The sequence below is a fragment of the Limnoraphis robusta BA-68 BA1 genome, assembly GCF_034932365.1.
Lineage (GTDB): Bacteria > Cyanobacteriota > Cyanobacteriia > Cyanobacteriales > Microcoleaceae > Capilliphycus > Capilliphycus robustus.
In genome coordinates, this window is the sequence record NZ_JAYGHR010000068.1 from 87,978 (window position 1) to 112,961 (window position 24,984).

Annotated in this window: 18 protein-coding genes; 11 read left to right on the forward strand and 7 right to left on the reverse strand. The window is 42.5% G+C overall.

The window, feature by feature from the left end:
- The first annotated feature begins 81 nt into the window (after nt 1-81).
- The gene (locus VB836_RS18675) at nt 82-3,678 is read left to right on the forward strand and encodes a DUF4912 domain-containing protein (RefSeq protein ID WP_323221470.1); all 3,597 of its coding nucleotides are present in this window, start codon (nt 82-84) and stop codon (nt 3,676-3,678) included.
- A 274-nt stretch (nt 3,679-3,952) separates the two neighbouring features.
- On the opposite strand, the gene VB836_RS18680 is transcribed toward VB836_RS18675, so the two are convergent.
- The 5 genes from VB836_RS18680 to VB836_RS18700 all read right to left on the reverse strand — a co-directional run bounded on the left by VB836_RS18680 (nt 3,953) and on the right by VB836_RS18700 (nt 10,513).
- Nucleotides 3,953-5,077, reverse strand: a complete 1,125-nt coding sequence (locus VB836_RS18680) for an RNA-guided endonuclease InsQ/TnpB family protein (protein ID WP_323221471.1) — start codon at nt 5,075-5,077, stop codon at nt 3,953-3,955.
- Nucleotides 5,078-5,140: 63 nt separating this feature from the next.
- Nucleotides 5,141-5,620: an NADAR family protein gene (locus tag VB836_RS18685; protein ID WP_323221473.1), complete on the reverse strand. Its 480-nt coding sequence runs from the start codon at nt 5,618-5,620 to the stop codon at nt 5,141-5,143.
- A gap of 163 nt (nt 5,621-5,783) precedes the next feature.
- On the reverse strand, nt 5,784-7,175 hold the full coding sequence (locus VB836_RS18690; RefSeq protein ID WP_323221475.1) for a WD40 repeat domain-containing protein: 1,392 nt from the start codon (nt 7,173-7,175) through the stop codon (nt 5,784-5,786).
- 107 nt (nt 7,176-7,282) lie between these two features.
- On the reverse strand, nt 7,283-7,840 hold the full coding sequence (locus tag VB836_RS18695; RefSeq protein ID WP_323221477.1) for a ferric reductase-like transmembrane domain-containing protein: 558 nt from the start codon (nt 7,838-7,840) through the stop codon (nt 7,283-7,285).
- A gap of 546 nt (nt 7,841-8,386) precedes the next feature.
- Nucleotides 8,387-10,513, reverse strand: a complete 2,127-nt coding sequence (locus VB836_RS18700) for a DUF6851 domain-containing protein (protein ID WP_323221479.1) — start codon at nt 10,511-10,513, stop codon at nt 8,387-8,389.
- Nucleotides 10,514-11,119: 606 nt separating this feature from the next.
- On the opposite strand from VB836_RS18700, the gene minC reads away from it, so the two are divergent.
- The 6 genes from minC to VB836_RS18730 all read left to right on the forward strand — a co-directional run bounded on the left by minC (nt 11,120) and on the right by VB836_RS18730 (nt 16,505).
- Nucleotides 11,120-11,944, forward strand: a complete 825-nt coding sequence (minC, locus tag VB836_RS18705; protein WP_046280424.1) for a septum site-determining protein MinC — start codon at nt 11,120-11,122, stop codon at nt 11,942-11,944.
- A gap of 208 nt (nt 11,945-12,152) precedes the next feature.
- Nucleotides 12,153-12,962 (forward strand): septum site-determining protein MinD, encoded by an 810-nt coding sequence (gene minD / locus VB836_RS18710; protein ID WP_046280423.1) that lies wholly within the window; start codon nt 12,153-12,155, stop codon nt 12,960-12,962.
- Nucleotides 12,963-13,142: 180 nt separating this feature from the next.
- Nucleotides 13,143-13,457, forward strand: coding sequence for a cell division topological specificity factor MinE (gene minE / locus VB836_RS18715; RefSeq protein WP_046280422.1), 315 nt, complete (start codon nt 13,143-13,145; stop codon nt 13,455-13,457).
- A 192-nt stretch (nt 13,458-13,649) separates the two neighbouring features.
- The gene (gene atpD, locus VB836_RS18720) at nt 13,650-15,098 is read left to right on the forward strand and encodes a F0F1 ATP synthase subunit beta (RefSeq protein ID WP_323221482.1); all 1,449 of its coding nucleotides are present in this window, start codon (nt 13,650-13,652) and stop codon (nt 15,096-15,098) included.
- Nucleotides 15,099-15,223: 125 nt separating this feature from the next.
- Nucleotides 15,224-15,637 (forward strand): ATP synthase F1 subunit epsilon, encoded by a 414-nt coding sequence (gene atpC, locus VB836_RS18725; protein WP_046280420.1) that lies wholly within the window; start codon nt 15,224-15,226, stop codon nt 15,635-15,637.
- Between the two features lie 88 nt (nt 15,638-15,725).
- Nucleotides 15,726-16,505: an HAD-IIB family hydrolase gene (locus VB836_RS18730; protein WP_046280419.1), complete on the forward strand. Its 780-nt coding sequence runs from the start codon at nt 15,726-15,728 to the stop codon at nt 16,503-16,505.
- Between the two features lie 280 nt (nt 16,506-16,785).
- Here the strand turns inward: VB836_RS18730 and VB836_RS18735 are convergent, their stop codons facing one another.
- Together VB836_RS18735 and VB836_RS18740 are read right to left on the reverse strand one after the other, a co-directional pair.
- Nucleotides 16,786-17,013, reverse strand: coding sequence for a hypothetical protein (locus VB836_RS18735; RefSeq protein ID WP_046282143.1), 228 nt, complete (start codon nt 17,011-17,013; stop codon nt 16,786-16,788).
- Complete coding sequence (locus tag VB836_RS18740; protein ID WP_053221561.1) at nt 16,991-17,347, reverse strand: calcium-binding protein; 357 nt, start codon at nt 17,345-17,347, stop codon at nt 16,991-16,993. Before VB836_RS18740 ends, VB836_RS18735 begins: the two co-directional genes overlap by 23 nt.
- A gap of 104 nt (nt 17,348-17,451) precedes the next feature.
- On the opposite strand from VB836_RS18740, the gene VB836_RS18745 reads away from it, so the two are divergent.
- The 4 genes from VB836_RS18745 (at nt 17,452) to VB836_RS18760 (ending at nt 24,957) form a co-directional block, all read left to right on the forward strand.
- A complete protein-coding gene (locus tag VB836_RS18745; protein WP_323221485.1) occupies nt 17,452-18,900 on the forward strand; it encodes a serine/threonine-protein kinase in 1,449 nt (482 codons plus the stop codon).
- Between the two features lie 972 nt (nt 18,901-19,872).
- Nucleotides 19,873-22,098, forward strand: coding sequence for an FdhF/YdeP family oxidoreductase (locus VB836_RS18750; protein ID WP_323221487.1), 2,226 nt, complete (start codon nt 19,873-19,875; stop codon nt 22,096-22,098).
- A 376-nt stretch (nt 22,099-22,474) separates the two neighbouring features.
- On the forward strand, nt 22,475-23,314 hold the full coding sequence (gene fdhD, locus VB836_RS18755) for a formate dehydrogenase accessory sulfurtransferase FdhD (protein ID WP_323221489.1): 840 nt from the start codon (nt 22,475-22,477) through the stop codon (nt 23,312-23,314).
- A gap of 353 nt (nt 23,315-23,667) precedes the next feature.
- Entirely contained in the window at nt 23,668-24,957 is a 1,290-nt protein-coding gene (locus tag VB836_RS18760) for a glycosyltransferase family protein (RefSeq protein WP_046278390.1), read from the forward strand.
- Nucleotides 24,958-24,984: the final 27 nt, after the last annotated feature.

A 24,984-nucleotide genomic window follows, 5' to 3' on the forward strand; every position in this document is an offset into this window, starting at 1 on the left:
AAAATCTTTCCTAAAACCAAAAACCACTCAGATTCTTTCACGTCATTACTCCCACCCAAAACCGTTTCTCACAGAAAAACAGTGCAGCTTGACGGCTTAGTAGACCCAATGGCGGTTATCCATCCCACCCTGAAACTAAACGCTGAGGAGATTTTACAATTTCCATTCTCCCGGCTTCCTGGCTTTGCTGAGTTATCCGATCAAACCCTCGCTTTGACTCCGCAAGCTTTCTTAGGGTTTCTTCCTTCAACTCCAGTTCCGCCAGTAGAGACAACAGTTCTTTTCACGGCGATTAGACAACAACCGACTGCAAGTTCTGCGATCGCTATCGAAACAATAGCGATGAGTCCAGAGATCCAAACTCTAATCATCTCGGAAAGCAACACTACATCTACACAGATTATTTCCCAGCAGCCAACCCCAACAACAGAGACATCACCTCAAATTGATCAAGATCCAGCAAACTCTCAGGTTTCAGAGGTGCCGGTTTTGTTGTGGGGATTAGTTCCTATTTTAATTCTGTTGGGTTTATTTTCAGCTTGGAGACTCAGAGATCGTTCCTCAAAATCTCAACCTCAGAGCGAAAACGATCGCAGTTTAGCTGTGACTCCAGAACCTGAAGATAAGACTTCAATAACTTCTGATTCTACAACAGTCCCAACGACTCCAGCTTTAGTGACTCAAGTGGGTTCTATTGAGGAAGAAATTTCGACACAGCCAACTTCAGAAATATTGACGCCAAACTCTCCAGATGAAACGCTTTCAGATGAATCTTCTTCCTTAGAACCGACAGTTGTCTCAGAAAACGAGATAGAACAGCCGATTGATCATAATACCAGAAGAGAAGAAACAGTTCAACTGACTGACTCCGAAGCATTATTTATTAATGAGACAGAAAACATTACTCAGGAGATATCAGAAGACTATTCTAACGAAGAATCAATAATTTCTGATGTTGAGACGAGGGAAGAAATTGTTCAAGTGACTGACTCAACAGAAGTAATAGATGAAGTGATTTCGGAAGATTATTCGTTAGAATCAACAAGGGTGTCAGAGGCGGTAACTCAGGAAGAAACAGAAAATGAGCCGATAATTTCGGAAGATTATTCGTTAGAATCAACAAGGGTGTCAGAGGCAGAAACTCAGGAAGAAACAGAAAATGCGCCGATAATTTCGGAAGATTATTCGTTAGAATCAACAAGGGTGTTAGAGGCAGAAACTCAGGAAGAAACAGAAAATGAGCCGATAATTTCGGAAGATTATTCGTTAGAATCAACAAGGGTTTCAGAGGCAGAAACTCAGGAAGAAACGGAAAATGAGCCGATAATTTCAGAAGATTATTCATTAGAATCAACAAGGGTTTCAGAGGCAGAAACTCAGGAAGAAACAGTCAATGTAAACGAGGAAATTTCGGAAGATTACTGGTTAGAAGAAACAAGTTTGTCAGACCAAGAGGAAGATGAATCGATAGCTCATAGAAATGGAAGAGATGAAAACTCTCAACTGATTAGCTCACAACAACGAGAACTAGACGCAATTGATTCAGGAGCAACAGAATCTGTTATTGATGAAGACGAGCAACGACAACTAACCCCAAAAGTACAACAAACAATATTATCAGATTCAAAGACAGAAGAAGTCACCGCCGAAACCCAGGAACCCGAAATAGAAATCGAATTGAGAACCTCTGAACAACTCAAAGATACTTCTGCGATCGCGGAGACTGTAAACTTGTCGGAAGAAATCAAGGTTCAATCTCAAGAAGAAGAAGCCTCAGATCAAGATCTGATCATCAACCTTTCTGATGACGAAGAAATACCGACTCAGGGTTCAACAGAAGTCCAAGATGTGGCGTTAACAGAAGCCCTTGTTGCCAGTATTATAGAAGACGTTCTAGACAGGACGAGCCGATCTCAAGAAGCGGGTGAAATACAAACCGCAACAGACACCGTGATCGATCAACCTGTAGAACCGGAAAAAATAAACCCAGAAAACGACAACATCAGTGCAACAACTTCTGATACCCTAGACTCAACAGCAGATCGTTCGACGCTCATTGGTGGAGCAACAGCAGGAATGGGTTTTCCAGGAATTAACGAAAGTTCAGATTCAGCCTTAGATGACGAACAACAGATCAACCTGACAACAAAAGATACAATCAGTTTAAAAGCTGATATTCCTCAACAACAGACAGAAACATCTCAGCCAGAGATAGAGACAGTTGGCGATTTATCAGAGCAACCCAAACATTTAGAAGTTGCTTCAAGTGTCGCCGAGACGAGTGATTCCGTTGAAGTGGCTTCAGAAGAAGAATCTTCTCGATTTGATCACGAAAGCTGGATAGTTCTCGAACTCCATGATCCAGAAAACGTCCATGCTTATTGGAATGTGGTTAGTGAAGATAGACAGCAACTCCGCCAAAAAGGAGGACAACAGTTTGCACTGCGTCTGTATGATGTCACCTTTATCGATATGGATGTTCAAAAGCCTCACAGCTTACGAGAGTATGAATGTGAGGAGTCAGCCAAAGAGTTGTACATTCCTGTTCCGATGAAGGAACGCGATTATATCGTTGAAATTGGCTACGTTACAGAAGAAGGACGTTGGTTAAAGTTAATTCGTTCAACTTATATTCATTTTCCTTGGGATTTTCCCTGGCCGGAAGAACCCCCAGAACCCACTGATCAAACCGAGGTTTCTGATGAAGACGAACCCTCAGAAACAACTGATGAACAGCAACCCGAAACAAACGCAGAACAAACAGAGACTATTGCTGATGTTGAACCCCCCCAAATTCAATCAGATTTAGAAGCGATTTCAACAGAAGAAGCAACGCTGATTGAACCGCCGTCTATCTCGGTTGAAACTCCAGTATCAGAAGACAAGATTACCTTAAGCGAAACAGTTCAAGTTGCTGCTCAACAAAATCAAACCTTTCCAACAGTCAAACCCAGTGAGTCAGTTAACAAAATTGAGAAATCAGCAGTAGAAACCCCTCAGTTAGAACAAACTTCAAAAGCTTTAACCTCAGTTGAGGAGACTTCCCAAGCGGCAAATCAAATGATTGAAGAACCCTTCTCAGAGGAACGGACTCAATCAAATATTGCAGCGACTAAATTTAATCTAGGACAGTCAGAAACAAGCGAACAACTAGCAGCCATTGATCAAGGGTTGCCGAGTTTACCCGGAGGTTATGGCGAAACAAAAATTGTTTTGTTACCCATTGATCCAAATTGGATTTATGTGTATTGGGATATTCCCAATGAAGATCGAGAAAAATTGCGCCAACAAGGGGGAAAACAACTTGCTTTCCGGGTTTGTGACGTGACAGAGATTGATCTCAATACTCAAAACCCTCATAGTGTAGAGTTTTATCAGTGCGATGAACTCGCTCGTGAGTGGCATATTCCCGTACCGATGAGCGATCGCGATTATCTAGTAGAAATTGGTTATGTGACAGCAGATGAACGCTGGTTGCTGTTAGCGCGATCGCTTCATGTTCGTGTTCCCCCAATTTATCCTTCAGATCGCGAAGACTACCAACAAAGAACAGTAACATGGGAAGAAAATTTGCGGAAAAAATTTTTTTTTAACCTGAGATCTGCTGCTTCTTTGTTATCTTTTATGACAACAATAGAGATATTTCACAACCCATTCTCAAACCAGATTCCCAGTTAGAACAACTTAAAAATAGTGATCAAAGTTATGCTGTTAGCCGGATGCTGACAGCATTTTTTTGACTATTTTTTAGAGATCATAACATGACGAGGGGAAGTTAGGACAGCTTCCTCACTAACCCCGTTCAACACAGAGAAATCTTTGTGTCTTGGTGTCTTGGTGGTGAGTTTCCTACTCAAAAAATGTCAATCATGCGCCTTTTGGGTAAAAACAACAACAATTCGTTAAGACTGACTTGACACACTCCCCGGTTTTCAAACGGGGGATTCTAGGGTCAAACAACAGTTGCAGGGAAACCCTGTCTTACACCATCTAACCTAAGAGTCGATGCCCCGACTCTTTTAATATTTAGAGAGGCGTTTTCGTCACGTCCATTAACGTTTGAACAGGACGGACAGCGCCATTCTCTAACATTTAATTCCAACTTTTCTAGGACATGACCACAGTGGAAGCAAGTCTTACTTGATGGATACCACTGGTCAATAAAGACGATTAATTTACCCTTCTTAACAGCAACCCATTCTAGTATTTCAATGAATTCACCAAACGCTAGATCCCCTATTTTTCGACCCCAAAGCCTCTGCATTCCTTTCAGATTCAAAGTCTCAAAACAGAGAACATCAAATTGTTCGGTGAGACGATGAGCTAACTTCCAGAACCAATCACGGCGACGGTTGACAACTTGTTCATGCTGTCTAACCAAACATTTCCTTGCTTTCTCCCAGTTATTAGAACCTTTACGCTTTTTGGATAAGCTTCGAGAAGCTTTCTTGACATCATTGAGAGCTTGCTTTAAAAACTGCGGAGACTGAATAGAAAAACCTTCTGAACAGGTTAAAAACGTCTTGATCCCAAAGTCAAACCCAGCGATTTTACCCGTCTCTGATTTGACTGAGGGTTTGTCGTCATTATCAACAACAACCACTAAAAACATCTCACCAAGAGGTGTTCTCTTGATCGTTACCGTTTTCACTTTTCCTTCAATTGGCTGGGAATTCCAGAATTGATAGACTTTGTTACCTATCTTAATTCTGTTACCACCGAGGAATTTATATCCTGCTTGTTTCAAAGTGAATGATTTGTACTTTTTCACTTTCTTAAAATTAGGTGGTCGAACTCCTTTCTTGTTGTGTTTAAAGAACAATTGGTAGGCTTTCTCAATTCGTTGACAAATATCTTGAACCGCTTGAGAACCTACCAATTGCCAGAACTTGTTACTTTTTCTTAGTTTTGCAATATGTTTTTGAAGTTTGGCGCAGTTTAAGTGTTTGCCCCACATCCGGTAGTACCGTTTATGCAGGGCAACGCAGTGATTATAGATAACTCCTGCGGCGTTTATAGTGAGCTTGAGATATCTATTTCGCTTGTGTTGGTAGAACTTAAACTTGAGCGTCTTCATGGTTTATGATGATAACATCATTGCTAATCTTTTTCACTGCCAAATAAATTGGGCTGCGCTCGCTTATATCCCCCGATTAAAATGCGCTTGCTCTACGCTTCGCCACCGTAAAATTTCCCGAACCGCCATTAAAATCTCACCGAGTTTATTCTTTCCACTGCCATCTTTACCACAACCCCAATAATAATCAACAGGAGAATTGTCGATAATTAATTCATCACCTGTTGATAGGAGAATTTCACGAATATCCCCATGCGTTTGAAACTTACACAAGACAACTTTCTGCATAATTTCATCTTTGACTTCTTCCCAGTCTGAACGTAGAGGATGTTCACGGCTACGTCCCATTCTAGCTGATTTTGAAGGCGTTTCAACAGTGCGAATTTTTTCAAACCAATCTGGATCTGTAGAAACAAACTTTTGGGCTTGAAAATAATGTTCGTTTGTCGGCCACCACAATTCATCTAGTACAAAACCGTGATATGAAAAATTAGAAAAACAGCCGTAACGTTCCTCTTGACTACTATAAAAATAAATCGTCATAATCGCTGTATTAAGTTGATGATTCCATTTGAGCTTTTTCGATTTTATCGCATTAGAATTTGAGGATCAATAGCCCGATCCAGCCCGAAAAAATAGAAGTTCAGGCTAGATAGGGGTTTCAGCAGAAGTTATACACTTCTCAGGAAATAATCTTTAAGAAAGATTAATCCCATCCCTGAATCGGAGCAACTTCTAAGACCCCAGAAGGCTTCATCACCACTTCAAATTCAATCAAATCTTGCGGTAAAATACCCCTGTGACGTAAGCTTTCTAAAGGCGTTTCTGTGACCCAATCAGAAGCAGCAGCATTCATCGGTTGATAAGAGATGAGTCTTCCATCAGCAGTGACTTTGACGCGATAAACTAGAGTTTCATTAAACGTTATAGACTGCCAATTTTGATGAATCGCCTCGTACAACATTTGATTTAACTCTACTAACGTCTTAGAGTTTGTAATTTCCGATGCAGTAAGTTGGGGTTGTGAACTCACCTCAGCCGATAGGGTACTCTGGCGGGGTTGGAATTTTTCCAATGAAGAAATCTTCCACAACTTCACCGTTTCGTCACTACTTCCACTCGCTAAAATTTTACTATCGGGACTAAATACAACCGACCAAATCGGCTTTTGATGACCTTCCCAGTGATCAATTTCTTCACCTGTTTTTGGGTTCCAAAGTCGAATCGTTTTGTCATAACTACTACTGGCTAAAATTTTACCATCTCGACTAAAAGCTAACGACAAAACCGCTCTAGAATGTCCCTTAAGAGTATGTTTTAATTGTCGGGTATTCAGTTGCCATAATTTAATCGTTTTGTCGGTACTTGCAGTGGCTAACGTTTGACCATCAGGACTCAATACAACAGACCAAACCGCTTGAGAATGTGCAGTTAGAGTATCTAAGAGTTTTCCATCCGTTAATGACCAAATTTGAACCGCTCCATTTTCACTCCCACTCACTAAAGTTTGATTGTCAGGACTAAAGACAATTGAACGAACCCAATTTGAAGTTTTGAGTGAAAAATGTTCTTTTCCAGTTGACAAATTCCACAGTTTAATGGTTTGGTCTACACTCCCACTCGCCAACCATTTTCCATCGGAACTGATGGCTAAACTTTTGACATCTTCTCCATGACCTTTTAGAGTCTGAATGAGTTCACCTGTTTCTAGGTTCCAAACTCTGATCCGATTATCCCAACCTCCACTAACAAGAATCTTGCTATCGGGACTAATGGTTAATGTTTCAATCGCATCTGTATGACCTGAAAAGCTATGAAGAAGTTGATCGGTTTTCAGGTTCCAAATTTTAATTGTACCGTCATAACTTGCACTAGCAAGGTATTGATTATTGGGAGAAATAGTGACTGCATAAACCCAAGTAGAATGTCCGATGAGTGTTTGAGAAGCGGGTAAACGTATGGCTTCTTGAGTCTGGAGTTCACTAAAAACAGAAGGTTTAAACTGAGGCTTCGGCCAACTCAAACCCAGAACAATTGTAATCGTAGAAAGAGTCAATAGTGTCGGATATTTCCAGTGGTGTTGTTGCGACTGCATCATAGTAATTTTCTCTGTGGTAAATGTGAGTAGTAATGAACAGCAAAACGAAGTTTAGAGAAGGGAAACTAATAAGATTCAGTCAAGTTTTAGCTGCTGGGTAAATCAAATCAAGAATTTTGGGGAATAGCCTTTTGATTAATAGGCTTTTTGGGTTTGTTTTTTCCTTGATTTTCCATCCACATCCGCACCAAGAATAACACTGTTGTTCCCGTCATTAAAATCATGGCAATCGGAGTGATATAAGTCCAATGACCCGACATTTTATCCCAAACGTGCCAAGTCAAAAGAAAGATGGCAAAATAGGTGAGTTGATGAATTTTCTTCCAATTTTTCTTGAGCTTTTTCACACTCCAGTCATTGGAAGTAATCGCAAGAATGGCAAAAATCGTGAAGGTTAAAACACCTTGAATGTAAATCCAAGACGTTTTTAAATCGAACAAGTCAATACTACGTTGACGAACCAATAAATACCCATGAGCGATGGCAAACCCAAAAGAGATAATTCCAATTAGACGTCGCTGTTTGAGGAGAATTTTAGGAATTCCCGTTTGTCGCGTTTGAGGAAAGACAATTCTCAGAATAGTTGGCGACAATGTAATCACATAACTGATTAACGCCAAAATTCCTAAAACATGAGCCAGTGAAGGTGTATCTAAGGTAAACATAATGCTTGCGAATGAATGATTAAACAAGAACTCAATCCGGTTGACTTGTAGGGTGATAACAGTCACATTTGGAAGTATTAGGACATCAATAAATGGCTCGATGGTTAAGCAAACCCGAACAATCCTGAAACCCTTTTCTGTTCGCGTTTTTCTATTGCTAAATCAGCTTTTGCCTAACCTCAGAGAACATTTTAATTGAGTCCGACTACTTCTATAGCGCTTCGCGCTAGGCAAGAGGCAAAAGGCAAGAGGCAAAAGGAAGGAAAAAGCTCGGTATAGTTAGTAGGCTTTTGGCAATTATTTTTCCGTGCATTTGTCAATATACCAGTGCGAACTGCTATAGGTTAAACAACCAAGGGTTTAGGCTTTTCGCGCTGATTCTCTGTAAAATCATTGTACAGGAATAAACCCAAAAAAGGCACTAGCCTATGGTTCAGTTTTTAACCTATACTAAAGATTAGGGATAAACTGACTCGGAGTTTAGGAATAAACCTGAACTTTAGGCGCTTGTGACTGGGGGCTTGTAAAGAATGCCCCCCACTATAATTAGACAACAGCAACAAAATTATTAACCGTTAAACTTCCAGTGAAACCATTCAAAATAGCTAACGTTTCATCACCCAAAACAAGCTGCGTACTGTTACCATTCACATTGAAAGATAACTGACCGAATTCTAAACCATTCGCTAAACCGATCAAGTCCTTACCAATATTAAAGTCAGCAATCAGATCTGTTCCTTGACCAACTGCCACAACAAAAGTATCATTACCTTGACCACCCGTAACGGTATCATTGCCTAAACCGCCCCAGAGTAAATCATCGCCATGATCGCCCCAAATTTGATCGTCACCTTCATCGCCATAAAGGGCGTCATTTCCACCTTTACCGCCAATGCGATCGTTACCCAGACCGCCAGAAATGGTATCATTACCACCAACGGCACCACCGGGAGAACGTTGGTTGCGATCGCCTCGGAGGATATCATCGCCATCGCCACCGAAGATTTGATCATCGCCCAAACCGCCCGCAATGGTATCATTACCCGAACGACCGTATAATTTCTCATCTTCATTGGTGCCAATGAGTTCATCCCCTTCTCGGCTACCAAAAAGAATATTTTGCTCTTGTCCGCCCTCAATGTAATATTGAGCTTGTTCAAAAACCTCCGTCGCCACGCCCTGTCCTAACGTCCGACCATTTAAGTCACCATCTTCAAAGTGAATTCCTCCATAGAGGCGAGAAATTCCCCCTTCATCAGCCGCCTCAGAAAACGTATCCCAAGCCAGAGTCAATTCTTGTTGCGGGGTGAAGCCCGGTTCAAAACGAGACTGACCGGGTTCAAAGGTAATAGAACCGCCAAAACTATCACTTCCCGTTACCAATTCTAAAATTGTAGCGGCCGACGCACTGAAGGTACTGTGTCCAGACACATATTCAGCAAAGGGTGGAGAGACATCACTACCGGGTGTTTGATAAGTGGTGAAATCTGTGGCTAAAATGGTTTGAGTGCCTTGTTCTGGGCCTGCCCAAGCTTCAATAGCATAACCGCCCAATTCTTCGTTAAACTCTCCAATTAAGCCCAATTCACCGAGTTCTCGCACCAAACGTACCGGGCGAGTATAGTCATAAAAAGTCTTCGTTTCCCAAGTGGCGACACCTGCATCAAAAACAGCATTTCCCAGACTGAAGAATAACTTCGCATCTTGATCAATAGAATGATCATTTTGAGCGGAAGTATATTGTCCGAAAGTCATCCAAGTTCCAGGGGGGAAAGCCGTTCCACCGCCATTTTCCCAGAATTCAGCAATCAGTTTTTGTTCATCAGTAAGATTAGCACTGATTTCGACAACTTCTTCAGCTTGGGCGATAAATTCAGGGTTGATAATCGTTCCGACAAGATCGCGGCTAATATTAACAACAGCCCCATCCGCTAGGGTAATGGTACGCGCTTCTAAGTCTACCTCGCCTTCTACTAACAAAAACGGTTCCGGTGCTTCAGGGCGCAACTGATCACCCGAGTCTAAACCAAAGGGAGTAACTTCACCCCAATGCGGTGTTAAAAACTCTTGCAGGGGAGCATCAGGGTTATGGACAGGAATATGTTCCGGTGTCCAAGATTCTAGATCGACAACTTGTTCGGGGGTGTTAACGGGTTGATAATCAGTAGTATAGGCGTAGTTGTTCTCTTGGTTAGAACCATCTTGACGACGAAATTCGAGTAAAGCTTCTGCTGTGACATTGCCAATTCCGGCGGCGGTTGTGGTATCTGTGGTAATATTGTTGGGGTCAAAGCCGAGTTCTAGCATTAACCCATCAAAAATCTCGACTTGCTCCGGGAATAACTCGGTTAACACCCGATAGGCGGAATAACTCATCGCCTCTGTTTTATTTGCATCGGTGTTTTCAGCTTCCGGACGTTGGAGTTCATCTCCCAATTGAGTGGCGATCGCCGTTTCATCGTAAGCAGCCCAAGCATCAAACATCCCCGTATGTACCATACCATAGGCGCGAGAAGCAATGGTCGGGCCGACTTTAGTTTCGATAACGGCTTGTTGAGCGGCTTTATCCCAAAGTACAGAAATTGTGGGGGAAGGATCGTTGACCGAAACACCTTGATGTTCAGGATCAAGAATCAGATCCACAGAGTTGATTTGACTTTCTGAAGTAACCATTTTAGGATTGAAGGTGAAAAATAAAGGTAATTTTGGGGCCAAAGTGAAGTTTGGCTTCATTTTTTTGGAGGAATCCCTCACCGATAATCAGCTTCAGGTCTTCCTAACATAATGTATGTCTTAGACTTGAGAGCTTATGCAGATTTCTGCTGAAATCCTTGGAAAATCAAACCAAACTTGATTTTTTACAGATTTTGCCTAAAATTGCAGAACAGTCTGCCTACTTAAATGCAATATAGGGTCTGACTGTGGCAAGTTATGCCAATTTGCCAATTGAAGCTGAAGCAATTCCTGATACAGTTGCAAGCTGCACATGGAGAGAACGTGCAAGATAGCGGTTTAAAAAGCAGTTTACTCCATAAGAAATTTACTTTTGGAATATTTTCTAGAAATGGTGGAGTAGATTTCAAAAAATTTACAAAACTTTGTAATCTCTCTCTAGACACAGGGCGATCCGCTTCAGGTGATCAGCAGTTAAATCTAAGGGCCTAAGACTCGATCACGACCGAGGACGACCAATTCCTGTTAAAATAATCAAGCCGAAAATGTCGCTGTTGAGTGATCGGCTTTTGAACGTCTCAGTGCTAGACATAATCACGCATGATCATGCAATCTGACACCTCCTCCTCCACGACTGTTACACCTGAAGACCTACCTGCACAACCTGAAGTTGAGATCAGCCAGCAAGTTCGGTTTCAGAGTAGCGATGGACGACTGTTGTTGATTTTACCCTCGGAAATTTCTAATAAAAAAGACGAGAGTGATTTCCCCACAAGTAGCCAATGGACAGAACTCTGGCAACAGCTCAAACATAGAATAAACGGCAGTGAACACGCTTGGCAACCCGACACCGAAGTCCATCTGATCGCCGGAAATCGACTTTTAGACGTGCGTCAACTGCAAGATATCGCAGAAGCCTTAACCAACGCACAACTGCAACTGAAGCGAGTTCAAACCTCACGCCGACAAACCGCAGTCGCCGCAGCAACAGTAGGTTACTCCGTTGATCAAGACAGTGATCGAAATACACTCAATCAAACCCCGACAGACAAAGCTTCGCCCCAAGCTGATCCGCTTTACTTGCAAACGACTCTACGTTCAGGCATGGAGGTGAAACATCCGGGTACAATTGTCATAGTCGGGGATGTCAATCCCGGAAGTACAGTAATCGCCGATGGAGATATTATGGTTTGGGGAAGGTTGCGGGGTGCTGTTCATGCCGGAGCCAGTGGCAATCTCAAGAGTATGATCATGGCTTTGCAAATGGAACCCAGTTTAATTCGGATCGCCACTCAAATGGCAAGAGGCCCGGAAAAACCCCCCGCCCAATTTTATCCCGAAATTGCTTACATGGCATCTGCCGGGATTCGGATCAGTAAAGCCTCGGATTACGCTAAAGTAAAGCTTTGGCAAGTGCGTGGCGCTCAATAAGAACAACCTTTTTCCCCAACTGGAGAAACCGTTGCGATCGGCAAAAGTCAAACCTCTGGCTCTTGCATTTTCAGACATTCTCAGGCATGATCCACTCAAAACATCTGAGCCGGGAAGTTTCTTCAGTATCACCCTGATCACCTAGACTGCCCACATCAGGATTATTCTTATATTCTTATATCCCTAACGGCTAACACAAAAAACGAGCATGAGTCGCATTATTGTTATTACCTCTGGAAAGGGAGGGGTGGGCAAAACTACCTCTACAGCCAACATTGGCATGGCTTTGGCACAAAAAGGACGTCAAGTGGCCGTGATTGATGCAGATTTTGGCTTGAGAAATCTAGACTTACTGTTAGGTCTAGAAAATCGGATTGTCTACACCGCTCTGGAAGTGCTATCGGGAGAATGTCGTCTCGAACAAGCCTTAGTCAAAGATAAACGACAGCCGAATTTGGTGCTGTTACCCGCCGCTCAAAACCGCATGAAAGATGCAGTTACACCCGAACAGATGAAACAATTAGTCGGGATGTTAGAAGAAAAATCCTATGACTACGTTCTGATTGACTGTCCGGCTGGAATTGAACAAGGCTTTCAAAATGCGATCTCCCCAGCCAAAGAAGCCATCATTGTCACCACCCCCGAGATTTCAGCCGTGCGAGATGCCGATCGGGTGATTGGTTTACTAGAAGCCAATAATATCAAACGCATTCGCCTCTTGATTAATCGGATTCGACCCCTGATGGTACAGTCGAACGAAATGATGTCTGTCCAGGATGTCGAAGAAATTCTCGCCATTCCCCTAGTCGGTGTCGTTCCTGACGATGAAGGCGTGATCGTTTCCACCAACAAAGGAGAACCTCTGGTACTGGCAGAAACCCCCTCACAAGCCGCGAAAGCCTTTAGCAATATTAGCCGTCGTCTAGAAGGAGAAAAAGTTGAATTTCTCGATTTTAATCCCCGCCAAGAAGGATTCCTGACTCGATTGCGCCGACTGCTGTCGTCTAAAATTCTTTAGTAGAGGCAGCTTTAGAGATCAACGTCGAGTTGTTGTTGATCACCTCTAATCACACCCAGTTCAAAGGGAAAACTTAAAAGCTGAAAGATCACCGATCACGGCTCGCCTGACATCACCCTACCCTCTGAGTGCCGCCTCTAGTCCCAACCCGCCATCGATCCCACACGAATCGAAAATCCGATGAAACTCAACGAACTCCTGGAACGGCTTTTTCCACGCGGTACTAATAGTCGCGATGATGTCAAACGTCGCCTCAAATTTGTTCTGGCTCATGATCGCGCTGATCTAACTCCCGAGCTAGTCGAAGCAATGCGTAAAGAAATTTTAGAAGTGTTATCTCGCTATGTCGAAATTGACACCGATGATTCTGAGTTTGGTTTAGAAAGCGATCAACGGGCGACAGCCTTAATTGCCAATTTACCCATTCGACGGGTAAAAAATCTTCCCTCCGCCGTCGAACAAACGCCTCCAACCTCCTACGATTCCATCCCCTAGTCCCCAGCCAACCCGAGGCGTCAACCCGTTAACAAACGCGGTGGATGCTTTGATCACTGCAATCCCAGCAAAATCTTGAATCTACAATCTCTTGATGTTCCCATCAGTGATACTCTAAAAGATGGTAATTATTCTAGATGTTAAGCTTTCCGAGAAATCGGAACGAGCTACTTGAGGAAATAGGCGCTGATCATGGTCTCCACCGAACAAAAAACAAACGTAGGTTACATTACCCAAATTATCGGTCCCGTTGTAGACGCGAAATTTCCGGCGGGTGAAATGCCCGAAATCTACAATGCTCTTACAATTACAGGTCGCAACGAAGCCGGCCAGGACGTTTCTGTTACCTGTGAAGTCCAGCAGCTCCTTGGTGATAACCAAGTCCGTACTGTTGCGATGAGTACCACCGATGGATTAGTCCGGGGAATGGAAGTTGTAGATACAGGCGCTCCGATTAGCGTTCCTGTCGGTACGGCAACATTGGGTCGTATTTTTAACGTGTTGGGTCAACCTGTTGATAACCTTGGCCCGGTTAATGCGGATACAACCTCCTCGATTCACCGCTCTGCACCCGCTTTCACTGAACTGGAAACCAAACCAGCCGTCTTTGAAACTGGCATTAAAGTGCTAGATCTCCTCGCACCCTACCGTCGCGGCGGCAAAATTGGCTTATTCGGCGGCGCAGGCGTTGGCAAAACCGTCATTATGATGGAATTGGTCAACAACATCGCTAAGGCTCACGGTGGCGTATCCGTGTTTGGTGGCGTGGGCGAACGCACCCGCGAAGGGAATGACCTCTATCAAGAAATGATCGAATCAGGGGTTATTAACGAAGAAGACCGCAGCAAATCCAAAATTGCCCTAGTTTACGGTCAAATGAACGAGCCGCCCGGAGCCAGAATGCGAGTCGGTCTGTCTGCTCTGGCTATGGCTGAATACTTCCGTGATGTCAGCAAACAAGACGTGCTGCTGTTTATCGATAATATCTTCCGCTTCGTGCAAGCAGGTTCTGAAGTATCCGCTCTACTGGGTCGGATGCCTTCTGCTGTGGGCTATCAGCCGACTTTGGGGACTGACGTGGGTGAACTGCAAGAGCGGATTACCTCGACGAAGGAAGGTTCGATTACTTCTGTTCAGGCTGTCTACGTTCCCGCAGATGACTTGACTGACCCCGCTCCGGCAACCACCTTTGCTCACTTGGATGCAACCACTGTACTGTCTCGGGGATTAGCCTCTAAAGGGATTTATCCGGCGGTTGATCCGTTAGACTCAACTTCTACAATGCTACAACCGAGTATTGTGGGTGAGGAGCATTATCAAACTGCACGGGCTGTACAGGCAACTCTGCAACGCTACAAAGAATTGCAAGATATTATCGCAATTCTGGGTTTAGATGAATTGTCAGAAGAAGACCGTCTGGTTGTTGCCCGCGCTCGTAAAATTGAGCGGTTCCTGTCTCAACCGTTCTTTGTGGCTGAGGTGTTCACAGGTTCTCCCGGTCAATACGTACAGTTAAAAGATACGCTCAAGGGTTTCCAAATGATTCTCGCTGGCGAACTGGATAACTTGCCCGAACAAGCTTTCTACATGGTTGGCGGTATCGATCAAGTGATGGCCAAAGCAGACAAAATGAAATCCTAGAAGAGTTAAGGGCAAATGGGAATCGGAAATCGGCATGGAATTATGACCGCTTGATTTCCTGTTTCTTCTTGCTCTGTCTCTTCTTGCCGAAACATAACGAACCCCTATCTATTTAGACTTGACAAATGACACTTAACGTGCGTGTAATTGCCCCAGATAAAACCGTTTGGGACGATAAAGCTGATGAAGTGATTCTTCCTAGCACAACAGGTCAACTCGGTGTCCTCACTGGACACGCACCTATGATGACCGCTCTCGATATTGGAGTGATGCGAGTTCGTTCTAAGTCGGAATGGGTTCCGATTGCCCTGCTCGGAGGATTTGCTGAAGTTGAAGAAAATGAAGTCACTATTTTAGTCAATGGAGCCGAACGGGGTCAATCCATTGATAAAAGTCTAGCTCAGACTGCTTATACTGAAGCAAAAGCGAACTTGGAAAAAGTAGAAACCACTGGTAGCGACCAAGACAAAATCAAAGCTAAAAATGCGCTGAAACGAGCTAGAGCGCGTTTTCAAGCCGCAGGCGGAATGGTGGAATAGACCCACATCACATCAATTGAGTGATTAGTCCTTGGGAAGCTGGAGAATTGACCGAGGACTGATCATCTGCATATTATCGCTTAACGGTATGACTCTCGAACCCTTTCAAACGGCGATCGGCAAAACACAGGCTCAAAAAATCCGTCTGATCGCTAGTGATGTCGATGGAACCCTCACCCAACAAGGAAAATTTACCCCAAAATTAATCTCGGCTATCGAAACATTAACTCAAGCCGGAATTGAGCTAATCTTAATTACAGGTCGATCAGCAGGATGGGTACAAGCGTTAAACAATTATCTTCCGGTTTCCGGGGCGATCGCAGAAAATGGCGGACTGTTTTATTCGAGTAAAAATGATTCTCCTGAATTGTTGGTTTCTCTTTCTGAAATTAGTCAACATCGCCAACAATTAGCCGAAGTTTTTAACAGTTTAAAATCCCAATTTCCCCATCTCAAAGAATCAACAGATAACCGCTTTCGCCTCACCGACTGGACGTTTGATGTTGAAGGATTAAGTTCATCTCAACTGCAAATTTTAGCTGAGATTTGTCACGAAAAAGACTGGGGTTTTACCTATAGTACCGTTCAATGTCATATTAAACTCAAAAGCCAAGATAAAGCCACTGGATTACTGAAAGTTTTATCACAATATTTCCCGAAACTCTCAACCGAAAATATTTTAACTGTTGGGGATAGTCCCAACGATGAAAGCCTATTTAACCCGGACAAATTCCCGCATTCCGTCGGTGTTGCCAATATTTTACACTATACCGAATATCTCAATTATAAACCCGCTTATGTAACCACAACTGAAGAAGTAAATGGATTTTGTGAACTCGCAGAATTACTCACCAAAAATACACCCTAAAAACCCGGTAACTTTCTCGCGCATCGGGTTTTCAGACAGAGATTATATCATGTCCGACTAATCAATAATGATTCTGTAGGGGCGGGTTCTACAATATCTTTAGCACTACTCCGAGATTGAGATAAACCCGCCCCACCCCATAACAGAATTAATCAACCGGACATAATATTAGTTCCAAAAACCCGGTTTCTTGGAGGGGTTTTTAATCTTTGAGAAACCAGGTTTTCAGACAGAGATTAGTTCCAAAAACCCGGTTTCTTGCAGAGGTTTTTAAGATAAATTAGATTTCTAGAACTTCAATTAAACCAATACTATTAAATTCTGCAACCGAAGTCGTTTGTAATATCGCCAGCGTTTCACCCGTTGAAATCAAATTAATTAACAAACTACCATTATTAGCACCCGTTCCATCCACAAGCGTTACACTACCCGCAGTAATTCCATCGCTAGCATCAAAAACAATACTATAGCAGAGAAAGAGTTGATTAGGACACTGTTTTTCTGTCAAATCCTTTTATGATAAAGGTTTCAATTCTGTCTCCTGTCTCCTGTCTCCTGATTTCTGCTATATCACCTGCACTGTAATTAATAATAATATCTGTTCCCTCTCCGGGCTTGAAGACAAATTTATCATTACCATTTCCCCCAAACAAAGTATCATTCCCGCCATCTCCAAACAACCAATCATCACCCAAATTTCCAGCTAGACTATCATTTCCCTGACCGCCAAATAGACTATCATTATCATTACCCCCATCGAGAGTATCCTCAGACTGATTCCCAAAAACTAAATCTAACCCGTCGCCACCAAAAACTTGATCGCTTGTAGCTGAGGTTGACAAATTAGCATAAATTATTCAACTCTGAAACACCAAAAAAATTTGTTAAAATTCCAAGCCAAAACCGATCTAAAATAGGAAAATGGAACTGCTTGGAGTCGCCTGGGATGAGCCAATGTTTGAATCCTGACTGTTTGTTGAATAACCAGCCAAACACTCTATTTTGTCAGCGTTGTGGTGTAAAATTACTATTAGCCGAACGTTATCGATCAGTAGAAATTATCGGTCAAGGCGGGTTTGGTCGCACCTTCAAAGCGATAGACGAGTTCAAACCCTCAAAACCCTTTTGTGTGATCAAACAGTTTTTTCCGCAAGCGCAGGGAACAGAAACCGTAGAGAAAGCCAAACAACTTTTTGAACAGGAAGCAGTTCGTTTGGATGAGTTGGGAAAACATCCGCAAATTCCCGAACTTTACGCCTATTTTACCCAAGATAACCGTCAGTATTTAGTTCAAGAATATATTCAAGGAAAAAACCTGCAACAAGAGTTAGACGAGTCGGGAACCTTTAACGAGACTCAAATTTTACAACTGCTGAAAAAATTACTTCCTGTCTTATATTTTGTTCACCAAAATCAAGTGATTCATCGGGATATAAAGCCGGAAAACCTGATTTATCGAGCTTCAGATCACCAACTGTTTTTAGTCGATTTCGGAGCGGCGAAATTGGCGACTCGTACCGCCTTAGCCGTCACCGGAACAACCATCGGTTCTGCTGGATATGCGGCACCAGAACAAGCTTTAGGAAAAGCCAATTTTAGCAGTGATATTTACAGTTTGGGGGTGACTTGTATTCATCTGTTAACCCAAGTTGAACCCTTTCAATTGTACGATGTGAGCGAGGGAGAATGGGTTTGGCGAGATTATTTAACCAATCCTATTAATCAAAAATTGGGCGAAGTGTTAGATAAGATGTTACAGCAGGCGATGAAAAAACGCTATCAGTCTGTTGGGGAAATTGTGAATGCAATTTCATCTCAAGCTGCACCTTCTAAAACCGTTCGCATACCTCCACCTCCACCACCCCCAACATCGTTAACAAAAGTAATTGCAGCGCCACCGCCACCGCCCCCAACACAGTTAATAAAAGTAGTTTCAGCCAGAGGAGTAGATTATACTTTACTCGAATATTTGTTGAGTCAAAAACAGTGGGAATATGCGGACGAAGAAACGGCTAAACGACTGCGGGAGGCTGCTGGAATAAATCGCAACTTCTTGCACTTTGCAGAGATTGAAAAATTACCCTGCGAAGACCTTGGTATTATTAACAACCTTTGGATTAAATATAGTGATGGACGTTTTGGCTTGACTGTTCAGAAACAGATTTATTTGAATACGGGAAACAAGTTAGGACAATACCACAGAAAAGCCTTTGAAGATTTTGGCGACAAAGTAGGATGGAGACAAAATAAACAGTGGTTATCTTATAATAATCTGAGCAATATTTCTTTTGTTCCCCAGGGACATTTCCCCCTACGGGAATGTTTATGGGAGGGAAGATTTTACGCTGATCGGTTTGGTCGATTATTTTCTCGCGTAGGAAATTGTAACCTGTAAAATACAACAATTGATCATCATTATAGATCCCCCCTGCCCCCCTTAAAAAGGCAGGGCCGTTTCATTCTCGGTTCAAAAATGCGATCGCCAAATCTTAAAAGCCTTTCTCTGTAAAGAAAAGGAGGATTATTTCAACAGTTTTGAGATTTTCTGTTTAAATAGAGCCTAAAACTTGCCCCCCATCAAAGGTTTAGCGATCGCCAAAAATTAGAATGAAACAGCCCTGCCCTTAAAAAGGGGGGAATGAAAAAAAAGGGAATTGTATTAGGAATGGTTTTCATCCCCCCTAGCCCCCCTTAAGAAGGGCGGAATGGAAAAAAAGGGGGAGACAATTCCCTGAAATTGTTCTCTCTTAAAAATTACAACTATTTTCGCAATAATAAATAACTTCAAAAAATCACCCCCCTTTTTAAGGGGGGCAGGGGGGATCTATAATGATGTCAATTGTTCTATCTTAAAAATTACAACTATTTTCGCAAGAATAGAAACAGTAACTTCAATCAATCACCCCCCTTTTTAAGGCAGGGGGGATCTATAATGATGTCAATTGTTCTCTCTTAAAAATTACAACTATTTTCGCAATAACAAACAGTAACCTCAAAAAATCACCCCCCTTTTTAAGGCAGGGCCGTTTCATTCTAAAATTTTGCGATCGCTAAACCTTTGATGGGGAGAAAGTTTTAGGCTCTATTTAAACAGAAAATATCAAAACTTTGGAAATAATTCTCCTTTTCTTTACAGAGAAAGGCTTTTAAGATTTGGCGATCGCATTTTTGAACCGAGAATGAAACAGCCCTGCCCTTTTTAAGGGGGGCTAGGGGGGATCAAACCCCCAAACAAAAACACAAACGGTTAATTAGTAATTATAGAACTTAGCAAATAAACGAATCAAAAGTGTTATTTCTTGAACAAACTGCGCCAAAAGTCTTTTTTTATAATAAACTAATAAAAGACATCATAGAAAATCGACCCATGTTACACAAACCGAATAAAATTTGGAATCCCTCCCTGTGGGCGAGTTGGAAGCCCTTTGGAATTGGTGAACAATATCCGAATAACTATTGGGAAGGCGTGAGGGCGGTTTGGGAAAATCGCGATCGCCTATCCTATGCTTGGGATATTCTTAATCATGGCGTTTGTGATGGCTGTTCTTTGGGAACAACGGGAATGAAAGACTGGACGTTAGATGGCTTTCATTTGTGTAATGTGCGGATGCGACTTTTGCGACTCAATACCATGTCTGAATTCGATCCCAAACTATTAGCAGATGTCAGTTTATTACAACAAAAAAGAAGTTCAGAATTGCGAGAAATGGGACGAGTTCCCTATCCGATGAGACGGGATAAAGGCGATAAAGGATTTCGACGCATCAGTTGGGATGAAGCTTTATACTGCATTTCCCAACGCATTAAAGCCTCTACTCCCGAACGTTTGGGGTTCTATGTAACCAGTCGGGGAACGGTGAACGAAACCTATTATGGCGTTCAAAAAGCCGTCCGTTCAATGGGGAGTAATAATGTTGATAATGCGGCGAGAATTTGTCACTCTCCCAGTACCGGAGCGTTAAAAACAACGATTGGGGCGGCTGCAACAACTTGTTCTTATAAAGATTGGATTGGAACGGATTTATTAGTGTTTTTTGGTTCAAATGTTGCCAACAATCAACCCGTTACGGTTAAATATTTACACTGGGCAAAAAAAGCGGGGACTCGCATTGTTTGCGTGAATACCTATCGAGAACCGGGAATGGAACGCTACTGGGTGCCTTCAATTCCTGAAAGTGCAATATTCGGGACAAAATTCGCCGAAGATTTCTTTTTAGTCAATCTCAATGGCGATCAAGCCTTTATCAACGGCGTGATTAAACACCTGATTGCTAACAACTGGATTGACTGCAATTTTATCAATAATTATACCACAAATTTTGAACAACTCCAAGCCGAATTAGACCGCCAAACCTGGGAAGATTTAGAACAAATTTCTGGGGCGACTCGTGAGGAAATGTATGCTTTTGCTGAGATGGTGGGAAAAGCAGAAAAAGCGGTGTTTGTTTGGAGTATGGGAATTACTCAACATGAATGCGGCGAAGATAACGTTAGAGCGATTATTAATCTCGCTTTAATGAAGGGTTTTGTCGGGCGTGAAGGGTGCGGTTTAATGCCTATTCGCGGACATTCTGGCGTGCAGGGCGGGGCGGAAATGGGATGCTATTCTACTGTATTTCCTGGAGGGCGAAAAATTAACGAAGAAAATGCCCAATTAATGAACGAATATTGGGGATTTAACGTTTCTCCCAAAACGGGTTTAATTACCTCAGAAATGATTACAGCAGCAGCCGAAAATCAACTCGATGTGTTGTTCTCCATTGGCGGTAATTTTCTGGAAGTAATGCCCGATCCAGATTATGTAGAAACCGCTTTAAAAAACATTCCCTTGCGGGTTCACATGGATATTGTTTGTTCTAATCAAATGTTGTTAGAACCGACGGAAACAGTGATAATATTACCTGCAACGACTCGTTATGAAGTTCCCGGAGGAGTAACAGAAACTAGCACCGAAAGACGGGTAATCTTTAGCCCAGAAATTCCCGGTGCCAGAGTCGCCGAAGCCCGTCCAGAGTGGGAAGTGTTGATGGAATTAGCACGGCGAGTTCATCCCGAATTAGCGGATAAATTACAGTTTGAAAATACCGCAGAAATGCGTCAAGAAATTGCAAAAGTTATCCCGCAATATGCCGGAATTCAACATCTAAAAGAACAGGGCGATCAGTTTCAATATGGCGGATCTCATCTCTGTTTTGGCTGGAAGTTTCCAACGCCCGATGGAAAAGCCCATTTCTCGGTTTTATCCCCGAGTTTTGATGAATTACCTGCGGGTTATTTCTTCGTGGCAACTCGTCGGGGAAAACAGTTTAATAGTATGGTTCAAGAACGTAAAGATGCCATTACCGGAGCGTTGCGAGAAGCGGTGTTAATTAATCCCGTTGATGCGGAAAAGTTGAATTTAAAAGATGGCGATAAAGTTCTCTTAAAAAATGACTGGGGTGAATATAAAGGACGAGTTTATACAGCCCCGATGAAACCTCGAAATCTTCAAGTTCATTGGCCAGAGGGTAATGTTTTATTGGATAAAAATAAGCGTTCATCAGAAGGGGTTCCCGACTATAACGCATTAGTTTGTTTGGAAAAAATTGGTTGATTCATAACGTTTGTAGTTGGGCTAGTTTTGTGCTAGTTTTGTGCTAGTTGTTGTTGCTCTAGCCCTAAAACGGTGCGCTGTAGAGTAGCGCAACAACGAACAAAAGTTGTTGGACTTTAGCCCTCAAATTAATGCGCGTGCATCGCAACAACGAACTTATTGATATCATGTCCGGTTGATTAATAATTCTGTGATGGGGTGGGGCGGGTTTACCTCAATCTCGGAGTAGTAGTAAAGATCTTGAATGAACCCGCCCCTACGAAGCGGATTAGCGCAAAGTGCGGTCTTGGTGGTTTCCATCAAGGAGCAACTTTGCAAGAATTGATTAGTCGGACATGAGATGAGACTTCAATTAAATTAACTAAAAAATCAACCTATGAGCGCTGCAAAAAGCAAAACCAAGTCTAAAATCTGGACAATAGAAGGAAATAAAATTCGTTCTCGTTCAGATGACATTACCACCGAAGAACCTTTAGAAATACGTTTGGTTTCTCCTGCACAAACCCTAGCCGTTACCATGCGAACACCGGGAGCCGATTTTGATTTAGTGGCGGGTTTTTTGTACAGTGAAGGGGTGATTACCAGCCGAGAAGATATTGCTAAAATGAGTTATTGTGTTGATCCTGATGTTGATGGCGAACAACGACAAAATATTATTAATGTGGCTCTCAAACGGGGATTAACTTTTGATTTTAAACGACTCGAACGGCATTTTTTTATGACGAGCGCTTGCGGTGTTTGTGGGAAAGCAAGTATTGAGTCTTTAAAATTGCGGGAAATTCCGCCAATTTCCTCTGATTTTAACGTTAAGCCAGAAATTATTTATAATTTAAGTGAACAATTACAATTAGCTCAAGGATTATTTTCGGCGACAGGTGGCTTACACGCAGCAGCATTGTTTGATGAAAGTGGAAAACTCTTGAAACTTCGTGAAGATGTGGGTCGTCATAATGCTTTAGATAAACTCATTGGTTCTTCGGTCTTGACAGATGACTTACCTCTAGCGCATCATATCGTGATGGTCAGTGGACGCTCTAGCTTTGAAATTTTGCAAAAGTGTATCGTTGCAGGGGTTCCAATTCTTTGTGCTGTGTCTGCTCCCAGTAGTTTAGCGGTGGAGATGGCGCAAGCCTTTAATATTACGTTGATTGGTTTTTTACGAGGTCTACGGTTTAATGTTTATTCGGGAATTGAACGCATTGAATCTGTTTTTTAGTCTGTTTTTATCAGGCATTCTCTATCCCGATTTCATCAAGAGCAGCCGTATATTTTTGATGATTAAATCCTGGCTCTCCCGGATAAAAAATTAGGCATTAAGCATTACTCATTGAGAAAAAAGACTATGACTAACTGACAGCAAATCCAGGATGAAAAGGAGTTGCTGTTAATTCAGGAAAACATGACCTCAACAAAAATTAGCCTTTGTTGAATGACTTCTTCACTTTTTTCTTCAAACAAAATTTGTTTAAATCTCTTGACATCTGAAAATTTAGATTCTCTTTCTTTGACTCAAAAGGGTAAAATAGACACAAGAGTTTAAGGTGTAGTATTAGGAGTTAGGTATTTATTATGGACTACAAACAAGAATTAATAACAACAATACATGACTTTGGTTGTGATCTAGAACTCCTAGAAGCACGATTAACTCAAATGAGTGAAACCTCACCCACGGCTGTATTAATTCCCGCCTTATATGATGAATTGGAAAGACCTGCTTTAACTTTAATTCGAGATCAATTACAAGAGTGTAAATTTGTGAATACTGTTGTGATTTGTCTTTGCGCTCAAACCGCCGAACAATACAACAAAGCCGTTGATTTTTTCAGTGTATTACACCAGCCTACTTTTGTGATTTGGGAAAACGGCCCTCGGGTCACTCAACTGTTAGAAAAATTGCGAGATAAAGGCTTAGATTTACTCAGCTTTAAAGGCAAAGGTCAAGCCGTTTGGTTAGGACTCGGTGTGGCATCTTTGCAAGCAGAAGTAATCGCTCTACACGATGCTGATATTATCACCTATAACAAGAGCTATCCTCTGAAGTTACTCTTTCCCCTGGTCGAAAAAGAGTTGGGGATCGCCTTTAACAAAGCTTATTATGCTCGCTTAGGGGGTGAACCGCCTCGTTTTCATGGGCGAGTGGTGCGTTTATTTGTCATGCCTTTACTGACCGCTTTAACTGATATGTTAGGCTATCATAATTATCTACGTTATTTAGGCGCTTATCGCTATCCCCTCTCTGGAGAATGCGCCCTAACAAACGATTTAGCTCTTAATATTCGCATTCCCGGAAATTGGGGTTTAGAAATCGGTTTATTGGCTGAAGTTTATCGCAATGTAGCCGAAAAACGCATCGCTCAAATCGACCTGGGAATATTTGATCACAAGCATCAACCGATTGGCAATTCCACCCACGAAGGACTGCGGAAAATGTGTCGAGATATTCTTCGATCTATTCTCAGAACCTTAACTGAAATGGAACGAGTGGTGTTAACAATTGATGAAATTCGCACCTTGCGCGTGAAGTTTCGCCGAGAAGCCCAAGACTACACTCGTCAGTATTTTGTTGATGCTCGTTTTAACAATTTAGAGTATGATCGTCATCAAGAAGAAATCACCGTCGAACTGTTTGAACAGGTGATTACCGAAGCGGGTCAAGACTACCTCAACAACCCCGCCAGCATTCAAATTCCCGACTGGACACGCGCTCTAGCCGTGATGCCTGCCCTGCGTGAACAACTGCGAGAAGCCACCCGACGCGATATGGCAGAAGCGAAAGCCTCCATAGCTCAGGGAAACTCTGACCTCTCCCGACCCGATTCTAATCATAATACTCATAATCCCGTTATCGTCACTCCCTAGTCCGGTATTGAGGTAGAGGCACGCCCA

Excerpts from the sequence above, each read along its gene's own strand:
- fdhD (WP_323221489.1), top strand. The coding sequence starts at position 22,475 with ATGAGCGCTGCAAAAAGCAAAACCAAGTCTAAAATCTGGACAATAGAA.
- VB836_RS18730 (WP_046280419.1), top strand. The coding sequence starts at position 15,726 with ATGACTCTCGAACCCTTTCAAACGGCGATCGGCAAAACACAGGCTCAA.
- VB836_RS18695 (WP_323221477.1), bottom strand. The coding sequence starts at position 7,840 with ATGTTTACCTTAGATACACCTTCACTGGCTCATGTTTTAGGAATTTTG.
- VB836_RS18750 (WP_323221487.1), top strand. The coding sequence starts at position 19,873 with ATGTTACACAAACCGAATAAAATTTGGAATCCCTCCCTGTGGGCGAGT.
- minD (WP_046280423.1), top strand. The coding sequence starts at position 12,153 with ATGAGTCGCATTATTGTTATTACCTCTGGAAAGGGAGGGGTGGGCAAA.
- VB836_RS18690 (WP_323221475.1), bottom strand. The coding sequence starts at position 7,175 with ATGATGCAGTCGCAACAACACCACTGGAAATATCCGACACTATTGACT.
- VB836_RS18685 (WP_323221473.1), bottom strand. The coding sequence starts at position 5,620 with ATGACGATTTATTTTTATAGTAGTCAAGAGGAACGTTACGGCTGTTTT.
- VB836_RS18745 (WP_323221485.1), top strand. The coding sequence starts at position 17,452 with ATGAGCCAATGTTTGAATCCTGACTGTTTGTTGAATAACCAGCCAAAC.
- VB836_RS18700 (WP_323221479.1), bottom strand. The coding sequence starts at position 10,513 with ATGGTTACTTCAGAAAGTCAAATCAACTCTGTGGATCTGATTCTTGAT.
- minE (WP_046280422.1), top strand. The coding sequence starts at position 13,143 with ATGAAACTCAACGAACTCCTGGAACGGCTTTTTCCACGCGGTACTAAT.
- atpD (WP_323221482.1), top strand. The coding sequence starts at position 13,650 with ATGGTCTCCACCGAACAAAAAACAAACGTAGGTTACATTACCCAAATT.
- VB836_RS18760 (WP_046278390.1), top strand. The coding sequence starts at position 23,668 with ATGGACTACAAACAAGAATTAATAACAACAATACATGACTTTGGTTGT.
- atpC (WP_046280420.1), top strand. The coding sequence starts at position 15,224 with ATGACACTTAACGTGCGTGTAATTGCCCCAGATAAAACCGTTTGGGAC.
- minC (WP_046280424.1), top strand. The coding sequence starts at position 11,120 with ATGCAATCTGACACCTCCTCCTCCACGACTGTTACACCTGAAGACCTA.
- VB836_RS18680 (WP_323221471.1), bottom strand. The coding sequence starts at position 5,077 with ATGAAGACGCTCAAGTTTAAGTTCTACCAACACAAGCGAAATAGATAT.